This is a genomic window from Myroides sp. C6-3 (genome assembly GCF_050522425.1).
In the GTDB taxonomy this organism is placed as follows: Bacteria; Bacteroidota; Bacteroidia; order Flavobacteriales; family Flavobacteriaceae; genus Flavobacterium.
This window is the reverse complement of the sequence record NZ_JBMVQP010000027.1, coordinates 1-17,242: the sequence shown is the minus strand read 5'-3', so window position 1 is coordinate 17,242 and position 17,242 is coordinate 1. Positions and strand designations below refer to the sequence as shown.

The 17,242-nt window shown below is 37.6% G+C and carries 17 protein-coding genes and 1 tRNA gene; 8 read left to right on the top strand and 10 right to left on the bottom strand.

The window, feature by feature from the left end:
- Positions 1-14 precede the first annotated feature (14 nt).
- Together ACPDG9_RS11655 and ACPDG9_RS11650 are read right to left on the bottom strand one after the other, a co-directional pair.
- The gene (locus ACPDG9_RS11655) at positions 15-476 is read right to left on the bottom strand and encodes a thioredoxin family protein (protein WP_430527919.1); all 462 of its coding nucleotides are present in this window, start codon (positions 474-476) and stop codon (positions 15-17) included.
- Between the two features lie 12 nt (positions 477-488).
- Positions 489-2,744, bottom strand: coding sequence for a TonB-dependent receptor (locus ACPDG9_RS11650; protein WP_430527918.1), 2,256 nt, complete (start codon positions 2,742-2,744; stop codon positions 489-491).
- Positions 2,745-2,846: 102 nt separating this feature from the next.
- Here ACPDG9_RS11650 and ACPDG9_RS11645 point away from each other — a divergent pair, with 102 nt between their 5' ends.
- The 4 genes from ACPDG9_RS11645 to aspS all read left to right on the top strand — a co-directional run bounded on the left by ACPDG9_RS11645 (position 2,847) and on the right by aspS (position 7,647).
- Positions 2,847-3,503, top strand: a complete 657-nt coding sequence (locus tag ACPDG9_RS11645; RefSeq protein WP_430527917.1) for a metal-dependent transcriptional regulator — start codon at positions 2,847-2,849, stop codon at positions 3,501-3,503.
- A gap of 56 nt (positions 3,504-3,559) precedes the next feature.
- Positions 3,560-4,624: an NADH:flavin oxidoreductase/NADH oxidase gene (locus tag ACPDG9_RS11640; RefSeq protein ID WP_430527916.1), complete on the top strand. Its 1,065-nt coding sequence runs from the start codon at positions 3,560-3,562 to the stop codon at positions 4,622-4,624.
- 22 nt (positions 4,625-4,646) lie between these two features.
- Positions 4,647-5,819 (top strand): MFS transporter, encoded by a 1,173-nt coding sequence (locus ACPDG9_RS11635; protein WP_430527915.1) that lies wholly within the window; start codon positions 4,647-4,649, stop codon positions 5,817-5,819.
- 76 nt (positions 5,820-5,895) lie between these two features.
- Positions 5,896-7,647: an aspartate--tRNA ligase gene (aspS, locus tag ACPDG9_RS11630; protein ID WP_430527914.1), complete on the top strand. Its 1,752-nt coding sequence runs from the start codon at positions 5,896-5,898 to the stop codon at positions 7,645-7,647.
- Positions 7,648-7,681: 34 nt separating this feature from the next.
- Here the strand turns inward: aspS and ACPDG9_RS11625 are convergent, their stop codons facing one another.
- The 4 genes from ACPDG9_RS11625 to ACPDG9_RS11610 all read right to left on the bottom strand — a co-directional run bounded on the left by ACPDG9_RS11625 (position 7,682) and on the right by ACPDG9_RS11610 (position 10,474).
- Positions 7,682-8,182 (bottom strand): GNAT family N-acetyltransferase, encoded by a 501-nt coding sequence (locus tag ACPDG9_RS11625; protein WP_430527913.1) that lies wholly within the window; start codon positions 8,180-8,182, stop codon positions 7,682-7,684.
- Between the two features lie 18 nt (positions 8,183-8,200).
- A complete protein-coding gene (gene pth / locus ACPDG9_RS11620) occupies positions 8,201-8,767 on the bottom strand; it encodes an aminoacyl-tRNA hydrolase (RefSeq protein ID WP_430527912.1) in 567 nt (188 codons plus the stop codon).
- A gap of 130 nt (positions 8,768-8,897) precedes the next feature.
- The gene (locus ACPDG9_RS11615; protein WP_430527911.1) at positions 8,898-9,506 is read right to left on the bottom strand and encodes a 50S ribosomal protein L25/general stress protein Ctc; all 609 of its coding nucleotides are present in this window, start codon (positions 9,504-9,506) and stop codon (positions 8,898-8,900) included.
- Positions 9,507-9,532: 26 nt separating this feature from the next.
- Positions 9,533-10,474, bottom strand: a complete 942-nt coding sequence (locus tag ACPDG9_RS11610) for a ribose-phosphate pyrophosphokinase (protein WP_430527910.1) — start codon at positions 10,472-10,474, stop codon at positions 9,533-9,535.
- Positions 10,475-10,633: 159 nt separating this feature from the next.
- On the opposite strand from ACPDG9_RS11610, the gene ACPDG9_RS11605 reads away from it, so the two are divergent.
- A tRNA-Leu gene (locus tag ACPDG9_RS11605) sits at positions 10,634-10,713 on the top strand.
- 275 nt (positions 10,714-10,988) lie between these two features.
- On the opposite strand, the gene ACPDG9_RS11600 is transcribed toward ACPDG9_RS11605, so the two are convergent.
- From ACPDG9_RS11600 to ACPDG9_RS11590, 3 genes are all read right to left on the bottom strand, one after another.
- Positions 10,989-11,357 carry a hypothetical protein gene (locus ACPDG9_RS11600; RefSeq protein ID WP_430527909.1) on the bottom strand — a complete coding sequence of 123 codons (369 nt, stop codon included), beginning with the start codon at positions 11,355-11,357 and terminating at the stop codon, positions 10,989-10,991.
- A 78-nt stretch (positions 11,358-11,435) separates the two neighbouring features.
- Positions 11,436-12,068, bottom strand: a complete 633-nt coding sequence (locus ACPDG9_RS11595) for a LuxR C-terminal-related transcriptional regulator (RefSeq protein ID WP_430527908.1) — start codon at positions 12,066-12,068, stop codon at positions 11,436-11,438.
- 47 nt (positions 12,069-12,115) lie between these two features.
- The gene (locus ACPDG9_RS11590; RefSeq protein WP_430527907.1) at positions 12,116-14,071 is read right to left on the bottom strand and encodes a tetratricopeptide repeat-containing sensor histidine kinase; all 1,956 of its coding nucleotides are present in this window, start codon (positions 14,069-14,071) and stop codon (positions 12,116-12,118) included.
- Between the two features lie 253 nt (positions 14,072-14,324).
- Here ACPDG9_RS11590 and ACPDG9_RS11585 point away from each other — a divergent pair, with 253 nt between their 5' ends.
- Both ACPDG9_RS11585 and ACPDG9_RS11580 read left to right on the top strand, forming a co-directional pair.
- Positions 14,325-15,104: a hypothetical protein gene (locus ACPDG9_RS11585; protein WP_430527906.1), complete on the top strand. Its 780-nt coding sequence runs from the start codon at positions 14,325-14,327 to the stop codon at positions 15,102-15,104.
- Positions 15,105-15,271: 167 nt separating this feature from the next.
- On the top strand, positions 15,272-15,718 hold the full coding sequence (locus ACPDG9_RS11580) for a hypothetical protein (RefSeq protein ID WP_430527905.1): 447 nt from the start codon (positions 15,272-15,274) through the stop codon (positions 15,716-15,718).
- Between the two features lie 226 nt (positions 15,719-15,944).
- On the opposite strand, the gene ACPDG9_RS11575 is transcribed toward ACPDG9_RS11580, so the two are convergent.
- Positions 15,945-16,439, bottom strand: a complete 495-nt coding sequence (locus ACPDG9_RS11575; protein ID WP_430527904.1) for a DinB family protein — start codon at positions 16,437-16,439, stop codon at positions 15,945-15,947.
- A 150-nt stretch (positions 16,440-16,589) separates the two neighbouring features.
- Here ACPDG9_RS11575 and ACPDG9_RS11570 point away from each other — a divergent pair, with 150 nt between their 5' ends.
- A complete protein-coding gene (locus ACPDG9_RS11570; RefSeq protein ID WP_430527903.1) occupies positions 16,590-17,069 on the top strand; it encodes a regulatory protein RecX in 480 nt (159 codons plus the stop codon).
- The last annotated feature ends 173 nt before the right edge of the window (positions 17,070-17,242 follow it).

Genomic DNA, 17,242 nt, shown 5'->3' with positions numbered 1-17,242 from the left:
TAACACGTAGTCTCCTACAATGCATTCAAGAGTTGAAGCATTTCTTTTGGACCAACATAAGCATACTGTTGGTGTATGATTTCATAGTTTTCATTTAAAAACACCAAGGCGGGATAAGCATTTTGAGCCGTTAAAGCCTCAGCTAATTCATGCACACCCGATTGGAGTCCTTTCTTCTTAAAGACAAAATCTCTATTTCTAAAGCGAATGTTTTCCTTTGATTCTGCATCAAACGAAATAAAATAGACTTTTTCCTCTAAGGCTTCTTGTACCTTTTCATTGGCAAACGTTTTTTTCTTCATCAACGCACAATAAGTACACCAATTGGTATGGAGAAACACCACAATAGGCTTTGTTTTTGCCTCCTTATGCTTCTCCAAGGTGGAAAAGGTTACTTCTTGTGCTTTCATTCCACTGGTGAATAACAAGATCAACCCGCTTAAAACGAGGATTTTTTTGCTGCTTATCCCTCTCATGGACTAACTAATTTAAAAAATACTATATCGAACACCGATAAAACCTCTAATTCCCTGCAAAGCGGTATAGCTATAATCATTGGGTTCAAAAATAACATCCGTTCTACCAGGAGGCGGAGTAACCCCATTACCTGGCTCCCCGAATGGATCCCACCATCTTGCAATTGTATCTTCTTTTGGAAGTGTATTGAAAAGGTTCTTCACTCCTCCATATACTTGAAATTTATCACCAAATTTTTTCGTTACTTGTACGTTGGCGATAACGGTCCAAGGTGAATATTCAGGTCGATAATCATCTTCTACTCTCGGCAAGCGCATAGGTCCTTTCCAATCACCTGTTAAATCTGCCGTGAAACCACTACCAAAATTATAGCTCGCTAACACATTCCCAGACCATTTTGGCGAGTGATAAATTTGTTCGCGCTGCCCATCTTCCTTTCGATACACATCCATATACGTAACCCCAGCCATTAACTTCAATGGAAAGTCAAAAGCGACATCCATATTCAACGAAATACCTTTTGAAATGGCATGTCCATCTAAGTTCGCGTAAATAATTTTGTATTGATCCGTATCGGTATCCGCGTCAATTTTATTCGTAAAATAGGTATAAAACCCATTGACATCAAAATTAAAAGCTCCAAAATTGGTTGGTACCTTAACCGTATAATTCAAATTGACATTGTAGGATTTTTCAGGATCTAAGGCTTCCGCAAATACAACCTCCCTTGCTCCAGTTAAGGCACGGTGATCTTCGGTAAACACGTTAACTACCCTAAATCCTGTTCCAAAGCTCGCGCGCAACGCGTGGTTGGAATTCGGTGCAAATTTATATCCTACACGAGGCGAGTGAATACCTCCATGTGTTTTGTCATAGTCAAAACGGTACCCAAGCAATAGTTTGTTTTGCTTGTTCAACGACCATTCATCCTGAATAAATAATCCAGGAATTGGCGTTTCTTGGGGTTGGTTTTTAACTAACCCGTTTTCATCGTAAATTCCCGTTGCACGTGTATTGTCATCGTAATACGTATACTTAAATGAACCACCAACTAACAAGCTGTGATCTCCAATCGTTTTATCCCAATAAGCTTGTGCAAAAGCTACTTGTTGTTTCGCATCGTACGACTCGGGGCCATACATCGAATTTTGATTGTGATAGATATAGGAAAACTGGGTGTAAATATTTTCTGTCGTTGGCAATTGATACATTCCTATTGCCTCAAATCGATTGGTAAAAATACTCTCAGCATATACTTCCTCTCCTCCCCTGTGCTTCTTGCGATCCCAGTTGGTTTCACCTCCCCAACGATCTTCATATACATAGCGCAACGCCAAACTCGCTATGCGATTTTCTGGACGTTGCAAACTAAATTTATTAAACAACGAAACGCGTTCTTGTTGGGTTACATCTGTAAATCCATCGCCGTTTTTGTCTTTTCGCTCACCGAACTTAAAGTAATTCCCTCCAAATAGCCCATTGACCTTTTTGCCTAATTTGTATCCAGCCCCTACATCGAGGTTATTTTCTAACCATGTTGTACTGAAAGCATCCACACTTAATCTAGCTGCATGTTCTGGGTCTTTGGTAATTACGTTAATAATTCCTCCCATCGCTTCTGTTCCATATAGCGAAGAAGCAGGACCTTTCACGACTTCTACACGTTCAATCATATTAGTGGGAATTCCAAACAATCCATAAACCGTAGAAAGAGAAGAGACAATTGGCATTCCATCAATCAAAATCATGGTATAGGGCCCTTCCATTCCATTGATGTGGATATCGCCCGTATTACACACGTTACAATTCAATTGAGGCTGTACTCCATTAATCATTTGTACAGCATCAAATAAATTTGACGTTGGATTCTTCTCAAAAAAAGCTGGCGTATAAATCTCAACTGGCGTAACTGCATCAGATTTTAAAACGGGTTTTAATGAACCTGAAATTACGATTTCCTCTAAACTAGAATCTTCTTGTAGCTCAAAGTTTAATGTAACAACTTCTTGATTCTCTTTCACTATGATTCTTTTCGAAGCTTTCTTAAAACCCACAAACTCCGCATTTACAAGATAAGTACCTGGTTGAACTCCTTCAATTTTATATTTTCCTTGATCATTTACTGTTGTTCCTTTTGAAGTGCCTTCGATAGAAACACTAGCGTACGACAAGGCTTCTCCTTGAGAAGTAACTTTCCCTTGAATAGTTTGAGCTTCAACTGAGCCACCAATGACAAGAAGAAACACAAAACTTATTAATACTCGCATAAAAAAATATTTACTGTTATATTAAATTAAAATTTAGACAAAGCTAAAAATATTATTTAAATAAAAAAAGATGTAAATTTGTATTTCATAAAAAACAACTCCATGCTTACGTATTCAGAAGAAAACTATTTGAAAACTATTTTCCATTTATCACAAGGCGAAGAGAATGGAATTTCTACGAATGCAATTGCTGCACGAATAGAGACCAAAGCCTCTTCGGTAACGGATATGATCAAGAAATTGAATGAGAAGAAACTAGTTACTTACCAAAAGTATCAAGGAGTTCGCTTGACATCAGAAGGGCTTCTAGCAGCTAAGATGATTGTGAGAAAACACCGTTTATGGGAGGTTTTCTTAGTGGATAAACTAGGCTTTAGTTGGGATGAAGTTCACGATGTAGCAGAAGAACTAGAGCATATTAAGTCGGAAAAGTTAATTAACAAATTAGAAGCGTATCTTGGTTTTCCGACAGAAGATCCACATGGAGACCCTATTCCTAATGCAAAAGGGGAGATTAAGCAGATCAAGAAGAAAATTCTAGCTGAAATAAAAGTTCAACAAGCAGTCATTTGCGTTGGAGTAAAAGATTCATCAGCAGAATTCTTACAGTATTTAGACAAGCAAAAAATTGCCTTAGGCAGTGAGATTGTAATTTTGGAAATTGAGCCTTTTGATCAATCGTACTTAGTAGAAATTAACGGTACAAAAATTACGATTACTAAAAAGATTGCCAACAATCTTTTTGTTCAACTGAAATAACTATAAGGCTTACTGATCAGTAAGCTTTTTTTTTTCAACCACTCAAAAACAACAGTATGCATTTATTATTTCGTTCACTTCGATTAAAAAATCACACCTTAAAAAATAGAATTATTGTTTCACCGATGTGTCAATACACTGCTACGGATGGTTTTGCGACCGATTGGCATTTAGTCCACCTCGGTCAATTTGCTACAGGCCAAGCGGCGGCGATCATACAAGAAGCAACAGCGGTTGTTCCTGAAGGGAGAATCACGTATGGTGATTTGGGCATTTGGTCTGATGACCATATCCCTAAATTACAACAGATTACACAATTCATTCGAGAACAGCATTGTATTCCAGGTATTCAGCTCGCCCATGCAGGTCGCAAAGCAAGTTGCGAAAAGCCGTGGATTACGAGAGATCAGATTTTACCTCATCAACACAATGGATGGCAAACGGTAGCGCCCTCAACCCTCCCATTTAACGATCACGATCACCCTCCAGTTGCTTTAACAAAAGTGGAGATTCAACAAACGATAGAAGCCTTTAAACAGGCAGCCATTCGCTCAATTAAAGCCGGTTATGAGATTATTGAACTCCATGGTGCTCACGGCTATCTCATTCATCAATTTTTCTCTCCCTTAATTAACAACAGAACAGATGAATACGGAGGAAGCTTTGAAAATAGAATCCGATTTTTGGTAGAGCTAGTCGATGCGGTTCAACAGGTGCTTACGACACAGAGTTTATGGGTTAGAATTTCGGCTACAGATTGGGCTGAAGGCGGTTGGACCCTTGAAGAAAGCGTTGCACTTACTAAAATACTACAAGATAAAGGCGTAGAAGTGATTGATGTAAGCACAGGCGGTGGTGTAAGGCAGCAGAAAATCACAACGGGACCAAATTATCAAGTCCCTTATGCAGCAGCAATCAAAGCCAATACAACCGGAATTATTGGAACTGTAGGAGAAATTAAGACAGGTCCACAAGCAGAGGCCATTTTACAGCAAAATGAAGCAGATTTAATTTTCGTTGGACGCGAATTTTTACGAGACCCACACTTTGCTATGACCGCCGCTCGCCAATTAGGAGTAGAAATTCCGTGGGCCCCTCAATACGAAAGAGGAAAAGAATAATTTAAATTTTACACTATATTCAATGAATAAAAGCTTATTAGCACTTGCTGTTGGTGGATTAGCCATCGGTATGACCGAATTTTCGATGATGGGACTTCTTCCTGAAATCGCGAAAGACTTACAGATATCTATTCCAAAAGCAGGAAATTTTATATCAACTTACGCCCTTGGTGTGGTTGTTGGAGCTCCTTTACTTGTGATGTCTTCCAACAAATTTGCTCCACATAAGGTTTTAATGGCTTTAATGCTGTTATTCTCCGTTTTTCACGTTCTTTTTGTACTATCTCCTTCTTATCCCATCTTAATCGCAACGCGCTTTATGTCGGGATTACCTCATGGTGCTTTCTTTGGGGTAGGATCAGTTGTTGCAACGCAACTAGCGCAAAAAGGAAAAGAAGCTCAAGCTGTTTCGATTATGTTTGCGGGATTAACCACAGCCAACTTAGTAGGGGTTCCGCTTAGTACGTGGATCGGTCAACACTTTTCGTGGCGTGAAGCCTATATGTTAATCGCCTCTCTTGGGGTAGTAACGACCTTGTCTATTTACTTTTGGATTCCAAAACTACAAGCAGATACCACGACCAACACCAAAAAACAAATGGCCTTTTTCAAAACGCCTATTGCTTGGATTTTAGTCGCTCTAATTTCTATTGGAACAGGAGGGCTATTTGCTTGGATCAGTTATATTGCACCGATGATGACGAATATTGCTTTGATTCCTGATGCGAATATTCCCATTATTATGACTTTGGTCGGACTAGGGATGTTTCTCGGTAATTTTGTAGGTGGAAAAATTGCAGATACGTTTTCACCAGCGAAGGCCGTTATTTTTTCATTCTCCTTAATGGCCCTGTGTTTACTCATTGTTTATTATACAGTTCATATTCAATGGATGGCTTATGCGATGTCCTTAGTAACAGGATTAGTTGCCTTTACGATAGGATCACCGTTACAAATGTTATTAATTAAAAATGCCAAAGGATCCGAAATGCTAGCCGCATCAGCAGGACAAGCGTGTTTTAATATTGGTAATGCCTTGGGTGCCTTTCTAGGAGGTATTCCCATTACAATGGGGTTCGGTTACAATTCGCCTGAATGGGTAGGCGCAGGTATGGCACTCTGTGGTGCAATGTTAGCCTATCTATTTATCCAATTCAAAAAAAGAGAGGAAGCTTTGCCACAAGAAATTCAGTAGTTTACAACTACATTCTTCAAGCAAATGACCTCCGATTCACAATAAGTTTATAAATTTGCAGAAATAATTTTTTACCATGTATAGAACTCATACTTGTGGAGCTTTAAGCGCTTCTGATATAAATACAACTGTTACCCTTTCAGGTTGGGTGAGTAAACACCGTGACAAAGGTTTTATGATTTGGGTTGATTTACGCGATCGTTATGGTATTACACAATTGATCTTTGATGCAGAGCGAACAGATAAAACCGTTTTCGAAACTGCAAAAAACTTAGGTCGTGAGTATGTAATCCAAGTAACGGGAACTGTAATCGAACGCGCATCTAAAAATCCAAATATGCCAACTGGGGATATTGAAATTTTAGTTGAGTCACTAACGATTTTGAACGAATCAAGTGTTCCTCCTTTTACTATTGAGGATGAAACCGATGGTGGAGAAGATATTCGAATGAAATATCGCTACTTGGATATTCGTAGAAATCCCGTAAAAAACAGTTTACTTTTCAGACATAAAGTAGCACAGGAGGTTAGAAATTATCTTTCAGCACAAGATTTTTGTGAGGTAGAAACCCCTTACTTAATCAGTTCTACACCTGAAGGAGCGCGTGATTTTATCGTGCCTTCTCGTATGAATCCAGGACAATTTTATGCTTTGCCACAATCCCCACAAACGTTCAAACAATTGTTGATGGTTGGGGGTATGGATCGCTACTTCCAAATCGTGAGATGTTTCCGCGATGAGGACTTACGTGCAGATAGACAACCCGAGTTTACTCAAATCGACTGTGAAATGGCGTTTGTTGATCAAGAGGATGTTATGGATACATTCGAAGGAATGACAAAACACTTATTGAAATCGATTCACGGTGTTGAAATTGACAAATTCCCACGCATGACCTTCGAAGAAGCGATGCGTACGTATGGTAATGACAAACCAGATATTCGTTTCGGAATGAAGTTTGGGGAGTTAAACGCTGTAGCGCAACACAAAGATTTTGGTGTTTTCAACAGTGCTGAATTGGTAGTGGGTATTGCTGTACCAGGCGGAGCTGCTTATACGAGAAAAGAAATTGACGCTTTAATCGACTGGGTAAAACGCCCTCAAGTTGGAGCTTCGGGAATGGTGTATTGTAAATGCGAGGCGGATGGTTCATTCAAATCTTCAGTAGACAAATTCTATGACCAAGAAGATTTAAAACAATGGGCAGCTGTTACAGGTGCACAAGCTGGAGATATTATTTTCGTTCTTTCAGGACCTGCAAATAAAACAAGAGCACAATTAAGTGCCTTGCGCATGGAATTAGGAAACCGTTTGGGCTTGAGAAAACCAGACGAATTTGCTCCGTTATGGGTAATTGATTTCCCTTTATTTGAATGGGATGAAGAATCAGGGCGTTATTTCGCGATGCACCATCCATTTACTTCCCCAAAGCAAGAGGATATTGCCTTGTTAGATACGGATCCAGGAAAAGTTCGTGCCAATGCATACGATATGGTTTTAAACGGGAACGAAATTGGAGGAGGTTCTATTCGTATCCACGATAAAACAACGCAAGAATTAATGTTTAAACACTTAGGTTTCTCGAAAGAAGAAGCAGAAAAACAATTCGGATTCTTGATGAATGCCTTCCAATACGGAGCACCGCCACACGGAGGATTAGCCTTCGGATTAGACCGTCTAGTAGCTATTTTAGGAGGACAAGAAACGATTCGCGATTTCATTGCTTTCCCTAAAAACAATTCAGGAAGAGACGTTATGATTGACGCGCCAAGTGCGATTCGCCCTGAACAATTAGAAGAATTACACATTGCTATCAAAGCAGAATAAGAACAAAAAACGGGAATCCAAAGATTCCCGTTTTTTATTTTTCTATTTTATATAAGACCGCAGCTACGCCATCTAATTCTATATCCTTCTCATAGGTAAGTCCTACTTTTTCCAGAACGCGTATAGAAGCGATATTCGCTTTCATCGCTCGACCAATGATGTAGTTCAATTCAAACACATCAAATCCCATTTTTAAACAGGCTTCCGCACTTTCCGTTGCATATCCCTTTCCCCATTCTTCTTCAAAAAAGCGAAAGCCGATATCTGTTTGTTGAGTATCTCCATCAAACTTCAATCCACACCAACCTATAAATCGCCCTGAATCCTTTAAAATCACGGCCCATCGTCCATATCCATTCACTTGATAATCGCAGTAATGTGCTAGAAATTCTTGAGCTTCCGCCACATCGCGAAACGCAGTATTTCCCGTATAGCAAATCACATTGGGATTCGCATTCAAATCATAAAATGCCTGTGCATCATTGGGATGAAGTTCCCTTAAAATGAGACGCGAGGTGGTTATAATTTGTTTCATTGAATCAAAGACTAACTTCTATTTAGCATTGTACATATTCATGGCATTGTTCAAACCACCTAGAGCAAACTCCTGAATAGCCTTAGAAGAGGTTTCTAGACGCTCTACGAGCTTTTCTTTCTCTTCCTCAGTCCAATCCCCTAACACGTAGTCGATCTGCTGCCCTTTCTTAAATTCATCGCTAATACCAAATCGAAAACGCGGATAATTCGTATGGTTTAAAACCGCCTGAATATTCTTTAATCCGTTGTGTCCACCATCAGATCCCTTGGCTTTGATTCGAATTGTTCCGAAGGGAATATTCAAATCATCTGTTACGACCAAAATATTTTCTAAGGGGATATTTTCTTTTTGCATCCAATATTGAACGGCCTTACCACTTAGATTCATAAAGGTATTGGGCTTGAGCAATAACAGTGTTCTTCCCTTAATTTTCACTTCTGCTAAGCTTCCTAATTTTACCGTTTGCCAGTCTCCTCCTAAATCACGGGCCACCTGATCTACAATTTTGAATCCTATATTATGACGGGTATGAATATATTCAACACCAATATTTCCTAAACCAACAATTAAAAACTTTTTCATTGTACTATGTTACTTATTTTCAGCGTACAAAAATAACGCAAAGCCAAGCCATTCCAAAAGTTATTTTGGACAAATAAAAAAAGCGCCCGTAAAAATACAGGCGCTTTGCAATAATTTATATAAGCTGAAATTATTTTTTCTTTGCAGGAGTTTTTGCTGCTTTCGCTGCTTCTTGAGCTGCTTTCATTGCTGCACGAGAAATTCTCACTTGACAAACTACTGTGTTATCTGGGTGTAATAATTTATAGTTATCAGTTGTAACATCTGTAACATATAATTTATTACCCATTTCTAAGTTAGAAATGTTTACTTCTACGAAGTCAGGTAAGTTAGCTGGTAAAGCTCTAACTTTTAATTTACGGTTGTTGATGTTTAATACACCCCCAGCCATAACTCCTTTAGAGTTACCTGAAATTTTGATAGGCACTTCTAAAGTGATCTCTTTATCGTCGAATAATTGGTAGAAATCGATGTGTAAGATTTTATCAGATACCGGGTGGAACTGAATATCTTGTAAAATTGCATTGATTTTTTTACCACCTTCTAATTCAATCACAACAGTGTGTACATTAGGAGTGTAAACTAAACTTTTGAATGCTTTCTCTTCTGCTGTGAAGTGGATTGCTGATTGTTCTCCTCCGTATACTACGCAAGGAACCATTCCAGCATTACGTAAGGCTTTAGTAGAAACTTTACCTACGCTTTCTCTTTCTGATCCTTTAATTGTAATTGATTTCATTACTTTAAATATTTAGTATTAATAATTTACATTACGAATGTTTTGCTAATCGATAAGTTCGACTGCACGTTGTGCATTGTTTCTGCAAACAAGGGCGCACAACTAAGTACTTTAATTTTGTCACATGGCTTTTTCAACGGAATTGAATCTGTAACGATTAATTCAGTTAACGAAGATTCTTCAATCTTCTCATAAGCACTTCCTGATAAGATTGCATGTGTACAAATAGCACGTACACTCAACGCTCCTCTTTCCAACATCATATCAGCCGCTTTTGCCAATGTTCCTCCTGTATCGATCATATCGTCAACCAAAATAATGTTACGTCCTTTTACGTCTCCAATAAGCTCCATCTTCTCGATTACGTTTGCTTCTTTTCTTTGTTTGTAACAGATTACAACATCTGAATTTAAAAACTTAGAATATGCATAGGCTCTTTTTGAACCTCCCATATCTGGCGATGCAATGGTAAGATTTTCTATATTTAAACTCTTTACATAGGGTAAAAATATAGTAGAAGCATATAAATGATCTACTGGTTTTTCAAAGAATCCTTGGATTTGATCTGCGTGTAAATCCATCGTCATGATTCTCGTTGCACCAGCTGATTCTAATAATTTTGCAACTAACTTCGCTCCAATTGGAACCCTTGGTTTGTCTTTTCTATCCTGTCTAGCCCATCCAAAATAAGGGATTACTGCAGTAATGTGGCGCGCAGATGCTCTCTTAGCTGCGTCACACATCAACAATAATTCCATTAGGTTATCTGATGAGGGGAATGTAGAACAAACAAGGAAAACTCGTCTTCCTCGAATTGATTCTTCAAAAGAGGGTTGGAATTCCCCATCACTATAATGTGATAAGGTTGCTTTACCCAATTCTACACCATATTCCTTTGCGATCTTCTCCGCTAACTCAACGCTTTGCGAGCAAGCAAAAATTTTTGCTTCTGATTCAGGATTTAACATTTTTTCTAATTAGTTGTTATGTTGTTAGTTAGTACCTCCTTATTGTAATTCAGCGATGCAAATTTATAAAATATTAATTGACTAGAACGATTTTTTTGCTTTTTTTCTTTGCTAGCTTATTTTTTTCTGTAAATTTGCACTCACAATTCAACACCAAATGCCCGGATGGCGGAATTGGTAGACGCGCACGACTCAAACTCGTGTTCCTAGGAGTGTGGGTTCGATTCCCACTCCGGGCACTAAAAACCCTGATTACTACGTAGTCAGGGTTTTTTATTTGTGTTTTAGCCGACAATTTGAAAAAAGGGACTAATCAAAAGACAAGCCCTATACTTTTTAAATTTCCCTAATTTGATTCATTTTTGTTTCTTAAACAATCATTAAGCTGAGTAATAATACGTGGTCACACCAACCTAGGAACAATACATCGTTATATTGAAACACATTCTTATTATATAGATTACAGGTTTATTATCTTAATTATCTATCAAAAGTTAAAAAAGAAAGAAACATATTACCTTAAATAACTGACCTTTTCCTTTGTAAATGTTGCACATTCTAAAGTTTGAAAATCTTTTTCAGCAATCGTTTGACTAGTGTTGTCCGTACTTAAATCCAAAATATACAAATAATTAAGCTCATTAATTTTTGTAAGTGTTGCAGTACGTCTTTTTAATTTTTCACACATAAAAGTTCCTGAAGCTAAATAAACATTCCATTTTTTAGCTTGTTTTTGGTTTTCTTGATTGAACACCTTTTCAGTATTTTGAATAAAATAGTTTTTAATTGGTAAAAACTCCTCACTTGAAACGGACTTTAAATAAGAAACAACTCCTCCCTTATTTAAATCTTCAAAAATACCAATCAGGCTATAGCAAGGCAAAAAAAGGAACTACTTATTGCGGGTTCTATTTCTACGCTATACACTAGAATCCCCTTCTTCTATATAGGCAAGATTTTTTTATTTTAACCCATAATACTTAATCACTGCTTCTGTTCTATTATTTACATGTAATTTACCGTAAATATTTTTGATGTGTTTTTTAATCGTTTCTGTACTCACACATAATAGTGCACCAATTTCTTTGTATTGTGCTCCTTTCGAAAGATAATCAAGGATTTCTTTTTCTCTTTCCGTTAAATTGTAACTCTCTTGTATAGCCTTATAATCTTTGAACGAGAGCACCACTTTTTTGGCAATAGCTGCGCTCATTGGAGCTCCTCCATCATATATATCCTGCAAGGCTTCGAGGTACTTTTTGTTGTGTTCTCCTTTGAGTAAATAACCATCAGCACCGTTTTTTAAAGCCTTGAAGATAATATCCTCACAGTCAAAAAAACTACATACCATACACAGGGCACTGGGTCTATTTTTTTTGATGAAGCGAATCACATCAATACCAGATCCATCTTGTAGATGTAAATCAATCCAAAAAACATCAGGATCTATCGAATCAAAGGCCCGATAAAATTGCTTCACGGTCTCGAAGGTTTGAAGACAAGTAAACGAATCCGAATAATCGAGCAGCAATCGTATAGATTCCCTATAATTCTTATCGTCTTCTAAAATCACAACTGTTCTCTTCTCTTTCATAGTACTTTTATTTGAATGAGGTAAGTTGAACTAAAATACCGAAAGAATCAATCCCCTTTTTGGGGAATATCTTTAGAAAAAATCACGCAGGTACCCTGTGCGTTGGATTGTATTTCAAATCTTCCTTCTATGCTTTGCATTCTATTTTTCATATTCTCCATCCCATTTTTAAATCCTTTCATCGCATTTTTATCCAATCCTTTTCCGTTATCTCGAACCTCAATGCTAAAAGAAGACTGTTCATACCGAAAAATCAACTCTACTTGAGAGGCCTTGGCGTGTTTTAAAATATTGTTTAATGCCTCCTTAAGACAGAGGAAAAAACTCTTCCGAATATCATCATTTATTTTCACTACGGGGATTGTACCTTCAGTTCTCGTTTTAATTTTTATTGGAAAGTTTTCTAGTATCTTTCCGGTATAACTCTTACAATACCACGCAAGTTTATCTAGGGTATTATTCTCATAATTCAGCATCCAAATAATATCGCGAACTTTTTCGGTTACTTCCGTTTGCATCAGGAGTAATTTGGCGTGACTCTGTTTTAAATTCGGATCAGTTGTTTGATCAAAAATAAGCTCACTGAGCATTTTAATCCCCGAAATACTCGAACCCAAATCGTCGTGTACATCCCTAGCTATGCGCTTTCGCTCTTCATAAACCCCTAAGATCGTCTGTTTTTCAGCCTCTGTTTCTAACTGTTTGATTTGATATTCAAACTTTCTTTTGTTTCTCGCTTTTAAGCGCAAAAAATAAATCGTGAGAGCCAGAGCGATTCCACTTAATGCGAAACTGAGTAAAAACAAGTTGTTTTTTTGCTTGATATAGCTCAACTTAAGCGCATTTGTCTCTTTTTCTATGCGAATCTCCGTATTAAAATCTTCTATTTTTTGATTTTTATCCACAGAAAACAAACTGTCATTTAATTGTTTTCTCTCTTTTTGAAAGACCAATGCCTGTTGGTATTGTTGCTGTATCTCGTACAAGTCGGCTAATAGTTCTACGGCAAGATACTGTCCTTTTAAAAAGTCTGTTTGTTGGGCGAGTTCTCTAGCTTTAAAAGCATGCATAATGGCTTTATCGAAATGCTGTGTAGCTTGATATAAACGAGCTAAATCCAGATGTGAAAGAGCCATTTCCAAAGGATAGCTGGCTTTTTCACGCACCTCTAATCCCTGTATAAAATACTCCTCTGCTTCTTTATACTGTTGCTGATCAAAATAAATTGTCCCTATTCGATGTTGACTATATGAGACTAGCAGTTCATCGCCTACTTGTTGTCCGATTTCAAGCGCTAAATCAAAATAATCAAGAGCTGCAGCAGGCTGCTTTAAGAGATACTTTATTTCACCTATATCAAAGTAGTTCCTTCCCATACCTGCACTGTCTTTAGCCAGGGTATAGTTCACCGTTGCTTCAGAGAAGTATTCGAGTGCCTCCTCGTATTTTTTTTGATCCGAAAGAACAATCCCAATTCCATTCAGTGCAAGAGCTATACAGGTCTTATCATTAATCCGATGTGCAGCCTCAAGTGCTTCTTTATAAGCGTTAATCGCTTGAACATAATCACCCATATCATAGAAAACCTTACCCAAATTAGAAAGCGTATAGTTCAATACTAAATCTTCTCCCGTCTTTCGTCTCAGCTCAGCACTCTTGAGATAATCTTCCGTTGCCTGTCTGTTTTTTCGTTGACGTGCATGATTATAGCCATGAACATGATAGAGCGTACCTTTTCTCGATTGGTTGTCTTGAGCAAAAGTAAAGAGAAAAGTCAGCAGTTTGTTGCAATCGTCAAATTGCATCTGATCACTATAGTCATACGAGAGATCAATGAGAGACGAAAAAGCATCGGAAGTCATTGCGGCTGGATCAGTAGTATATCGAAACACGATAGAGTCAACTGCTGATGGGGAACTAACGAGAGAAGCTCGAACCGAAGAAGGAGAAAGCAACACCACTAGCAAGAAGCAGGTTACACAAGATTTGATAGATACGTTCATGTAGTAAGGTCAATTATCAATTAGTTGAAAGGTGTTTTTCTTACGAAAAAACAAAATAAGAGGTTTAGATAACAAAGGGGGTGAAATCAATAAACAACCTAAACATATATCAATAATACTGTTTTTTTTGAGACTTAAGCCAATTTTTTAACAAAAAACAAAATATAACAGGGAAATATACCGACTAATGGGTATGTTTTCACCTTGCTTTAGTTCGTAGTATTGCCTAAACAAAAACCTAAAATGTCCATTCATGAAGTATTGTGTTATTCTTTTTTTGTTCTTCGCCGGCCCTGTACTATATGCCCAAGATTCTCTCCCTCTTTCAACGGATAGTGTGCGGTTAACCAAGAACAACATGATCAAAGCAAATCTTGTTCCCTTAACTTGGGGAATGGGTTCCTTGAGCTATGAACGCAAGGTAATTGGGCGTTTGACAATAGGGGTTACGGCAAATTACCGTCCCGAAAATCAAGCTCCGTTTAAAAACACCCTGCAAAAAATAATAGGAAACGAAAACGGCGATCAAGAGGATGGAGGAACTTTTGATATCAACCATTTGAAATACGCTAATCTTTCTTTGGCTCCAGAGCTCAAGCTCTACTTGGGAAAAAAAGGTGTTTTTCACGGTTTTTACATTGCTGCTTTTGCAAAGACGGAAAAAACAACATTGAATTATGAGTATCAGTTCCCAGAATTGCTCTTGCTGGGAGAAGATCCCAATTTACCACTTAAAGGAGATATTAAGGCGCTTTCAGCTGGACTTTACTTCGGCATTCAATGGCATTTAGGCAGTCATATTTATTTAGATTGGCAAATTATAGGTGGAAATTTTGGGTCTGCAACTGTTGATCTAGCTGCGCAAAGAAACATAAGTAAGGAAGAACAAGCCGAACTACTCCATTTTGCTGAAGATTTGAAAGAGAGCTTTGATAAAATAGACTATGAAATAAGTGATAATGGAATCAAACTGAAAGGCAAAATGCCGTGGGTAGGATTGCGTACAGGGTTGAGTATAAGCTATCGATTTTAACGACAACCTAACCTAAACAACTGCAAAAGAAGATAAAAGCAAAACAACTTTCACTATGAAGACTTTCAGGAGGAAAGGGTGTATTGTGAATTGCAGAATTTTAGATGAAATGCCTGCAGATTCATTTTAAAAAGAATACAAAATAAAATTAAATAACCTAAAATAAAATGAGAAAAGTACTTTTTATTATGAGCTTACTTGCAAGCGCAATATTCCTTTTTGTTGCTTGTAGTTCAGATGATTCGAACGACAAACAATCCCAAGAAAACGATTCGGGTAGCACTTTTAACGCAAAGGGCAATTGGCAACTCACTGTAGAGGATGAGGAAGACGAGGATTTTAGTGGTACTTATCGGTTTTCAACTGATACCAATGGTCTTTCCCACGATAAGTATGGAGAGATTAGTGTAACGCAATTGGCGTATAAGGATCAAAAATTACAGCTGAATTTTATTGACCTCTATAATGAAGTTGTACCGTCTATTATATTTGATGCCCCAGATCCAAAGGCAACTAAATTTGTCACAGTAGAAAAACACATTGAAACAGATGACAACGACAATGAAATTAGAACATTTACAACAACGATCACGTTGGAAAGATTATCGAAGTAGTACCCAAAGCTACTGAACTCCAACCACGGATTGTTTCCCTTTGTTTCTACCGATAAAAGAGAACAAAGTCAAGGTTTTATTCCTATTTAAATTGATTACCGTTAGACTATAGCGCACAGTACAAAGTGACTGGTATAGTGCACTAAAGTAAAAGGCCGATAACAAATGAGTTATCAGCCTTTTTGTATTTAATCATTATTGCTCTCTAAATCTTGACGATACAACGCTATTTGGCATCATCAGCAGAAGGTCCGTACATTCCAGGAATCGGAACATCTAGCAAACGTAAATAAACAGATAATTGTCCTCTATGGTGGTAGATATGGTTATTTACAACAAAGCGATTGGCGCCAACCTTTGGCATTTCCATAATGGTATGTTCTCCTGCTTTTAATGCCCACATCTTCCCCCAATCTTCTTCTGCCATAGATTCTACAGCCTTTACCACGCGTTTCTCGTACTCGTCGATTAACTGTAACAATTCCGCTGTCGTTTTAGCCTCCAATGGCTTGTAATCAGTATGAAAATTTAAGCTCTCTTGTTGCGTGATTAGCTCGGTCCAAAGGATCAATTCAACAATATGTTTGGATAGATCACCTAAGCTCATCGATTTAGCATGAGGCTTCCAATCCCATTTATCGGTAGGTACACAAGCAATAATCTTCCTGGTACTTCCTATTTCGTGTTGTAGTTCTACTAAAAAACTTCTATTAATACTCATAGTCTTTGTTGTTATTTTTCTAAAAGGAAAACTACAAAACGAAACGCACATATTCAATTTATTTACTAAATAAAATTTCATCCCCCTTTAACCAAGTAAGACCTTGTCAACTTTGCACGGGGTTGAGTATCTTTGTAAAAAAATACAACATTGAATCAAGAATCCAACTACCTTTCATTTGAAGATGCTAAACGCAAATTAGAGCACTATTGCGCTTACCAAGATCGTTGTCACTCAGAAGTAGTCAACAAACTATTTTCGTTGCGTATAACGCCCCAAATACACGACGAAATCATCGTACACCTAATCGAACACAACTTCTTGAATGAAGAACGCTTTGCAAAGAGTTTTGTAAGAGGCAAACACAGATTAAGTGCCTGGGGCAAAAACAGGATTACCTCCGAATTAAAATTCAGAAATATCAATAGTCGATTAATCACAATTGCTCTAACTGAAATTAACGATGAAGAATACTACGAAACGTTTGATCGCATTAGCGAAAATAAATGGGAGCAATTAACGGATTCGGATCTACAGAAGAAAAAACAAAAATTTCAAGCTTATTTATTTCGCAAGGGATATGCGATGTCTGATATCATTGCTAAAACAAACGAATTAGACAACCTTTGAGGAATTGTGGGTTGTGCGTCGTTGGTTGTCCCGATTATCGTTTAAAGAAAGGGCTTTCTATTTCTAGACAATCTACCGATCCCTGATAACAGATCACTGATAACAGATCACTGATAACAGATCACTGATAACAGATCACTGATAACAGATCACTGATAACAGATCACTGATAA

Coding starts and splice junctions, on each gene's coding strand:
- ACPDG9_RS11655 (WP_430527919.1), bottom strand. CDS start 476: ATGAGAGGGATAAGCAGCAAAAAAATCCTCGTTTTAAGCGGGTTGATC.
- ACPDG9_RS11650 (WP_430527918.1), bottom strand. CDS start 2,744: ATGCGAGTATTAATAAGTTTTGTGTTTCTTCTTGTCATTGGTGGCTCA.
- ACPDG9_RS11645 (WP_430527917.1), top strand. CDS start 2,847: ATGCTTACGTATTCAGAAGAAAACTATTTGAAAACTATTTTCCATTTA.
- ACPDG9_RS11640 (WP_430527916.1), top strand. CDS start 3,560: ATGCATTTATTATTTCGTTCACTTCGATTAAAAAATCACACCTTAAAA.
- ACPDG9_RS11635 (WP_430527915.1), top strand. CDS start 4,647: ATGAATAAAAGCTTATTAGCACTTGCTGTTGGTGGATTAGCCATCGGT.
- aspS (WP_430527914.1), top strand. CDS start 5,896: ATGTATAGAACTCATACTTGTGGAGCTTTAAGCGCTTCTGATATAAAT.
- ACPDG9_RS11625 (WP_430527913.1), bottom strand. CDS start 8,182: ATGAAACAAATTATAACCACCTCGCGTCTCATTTTAAGGGAACTTCAT.
- pth (WP_430527912.1), bottom strand. CDS start 8,767: ATGAAAAAGTTTTTAATTGTTGGTTTAGGAAATATTGGTGTTGAATAT.
- ACPDG9_RS11615 (WP_430527911.1), bottom strand. CDS start 9,506: ATGAAATCAATTACAATTAAAGGATCAGAAAGAGAAAGCGTAGGTAAA.
- ACPDG9_RS11610 (WP_430527910.1), bottom strand. CDS start 10,474: ATGTTAAATCCTGAATCAGAAGCAAAAATTTTTGCTTGCTCGCAAAGC.
- ACPDG9_RS11595 (WP_430527908.1), bottom strand. CDS start 12,068: ATGAAAGAGAAGAGAACAGTTGTGATTTTAGAAGACGATAAGAATTAT.
- ACPDG9_RS11590 (WP_430527907.1), bottom strand. CDS start 14,071: ATGAACGTATCTATCAAATCTTGTGTAACCTGCTTCTTGCTAGTGGTG.
- ACPDG9_RS11585 (WP_430527906.1), top strand. CDS start 14,325: ATGAAGTATTGTGTTATTCTTTTTTTGTTCTTCGCCGGCCCTGTACTA.
- ACPDG9_RS11580 (WP_430527905.1), top strand. CDS start 15,272: ATGAGAAAAGTACTTTTTATTATGAGCTTACTTGCAAGCGCAATATTC.
- ACPDG9_RS11575 (WP_430527904.1), bottom strand. CDS start 16,439: ATGAGTATTAATAGAAGTTTTTTAGTAGAACTACAACACGAAATAGGA.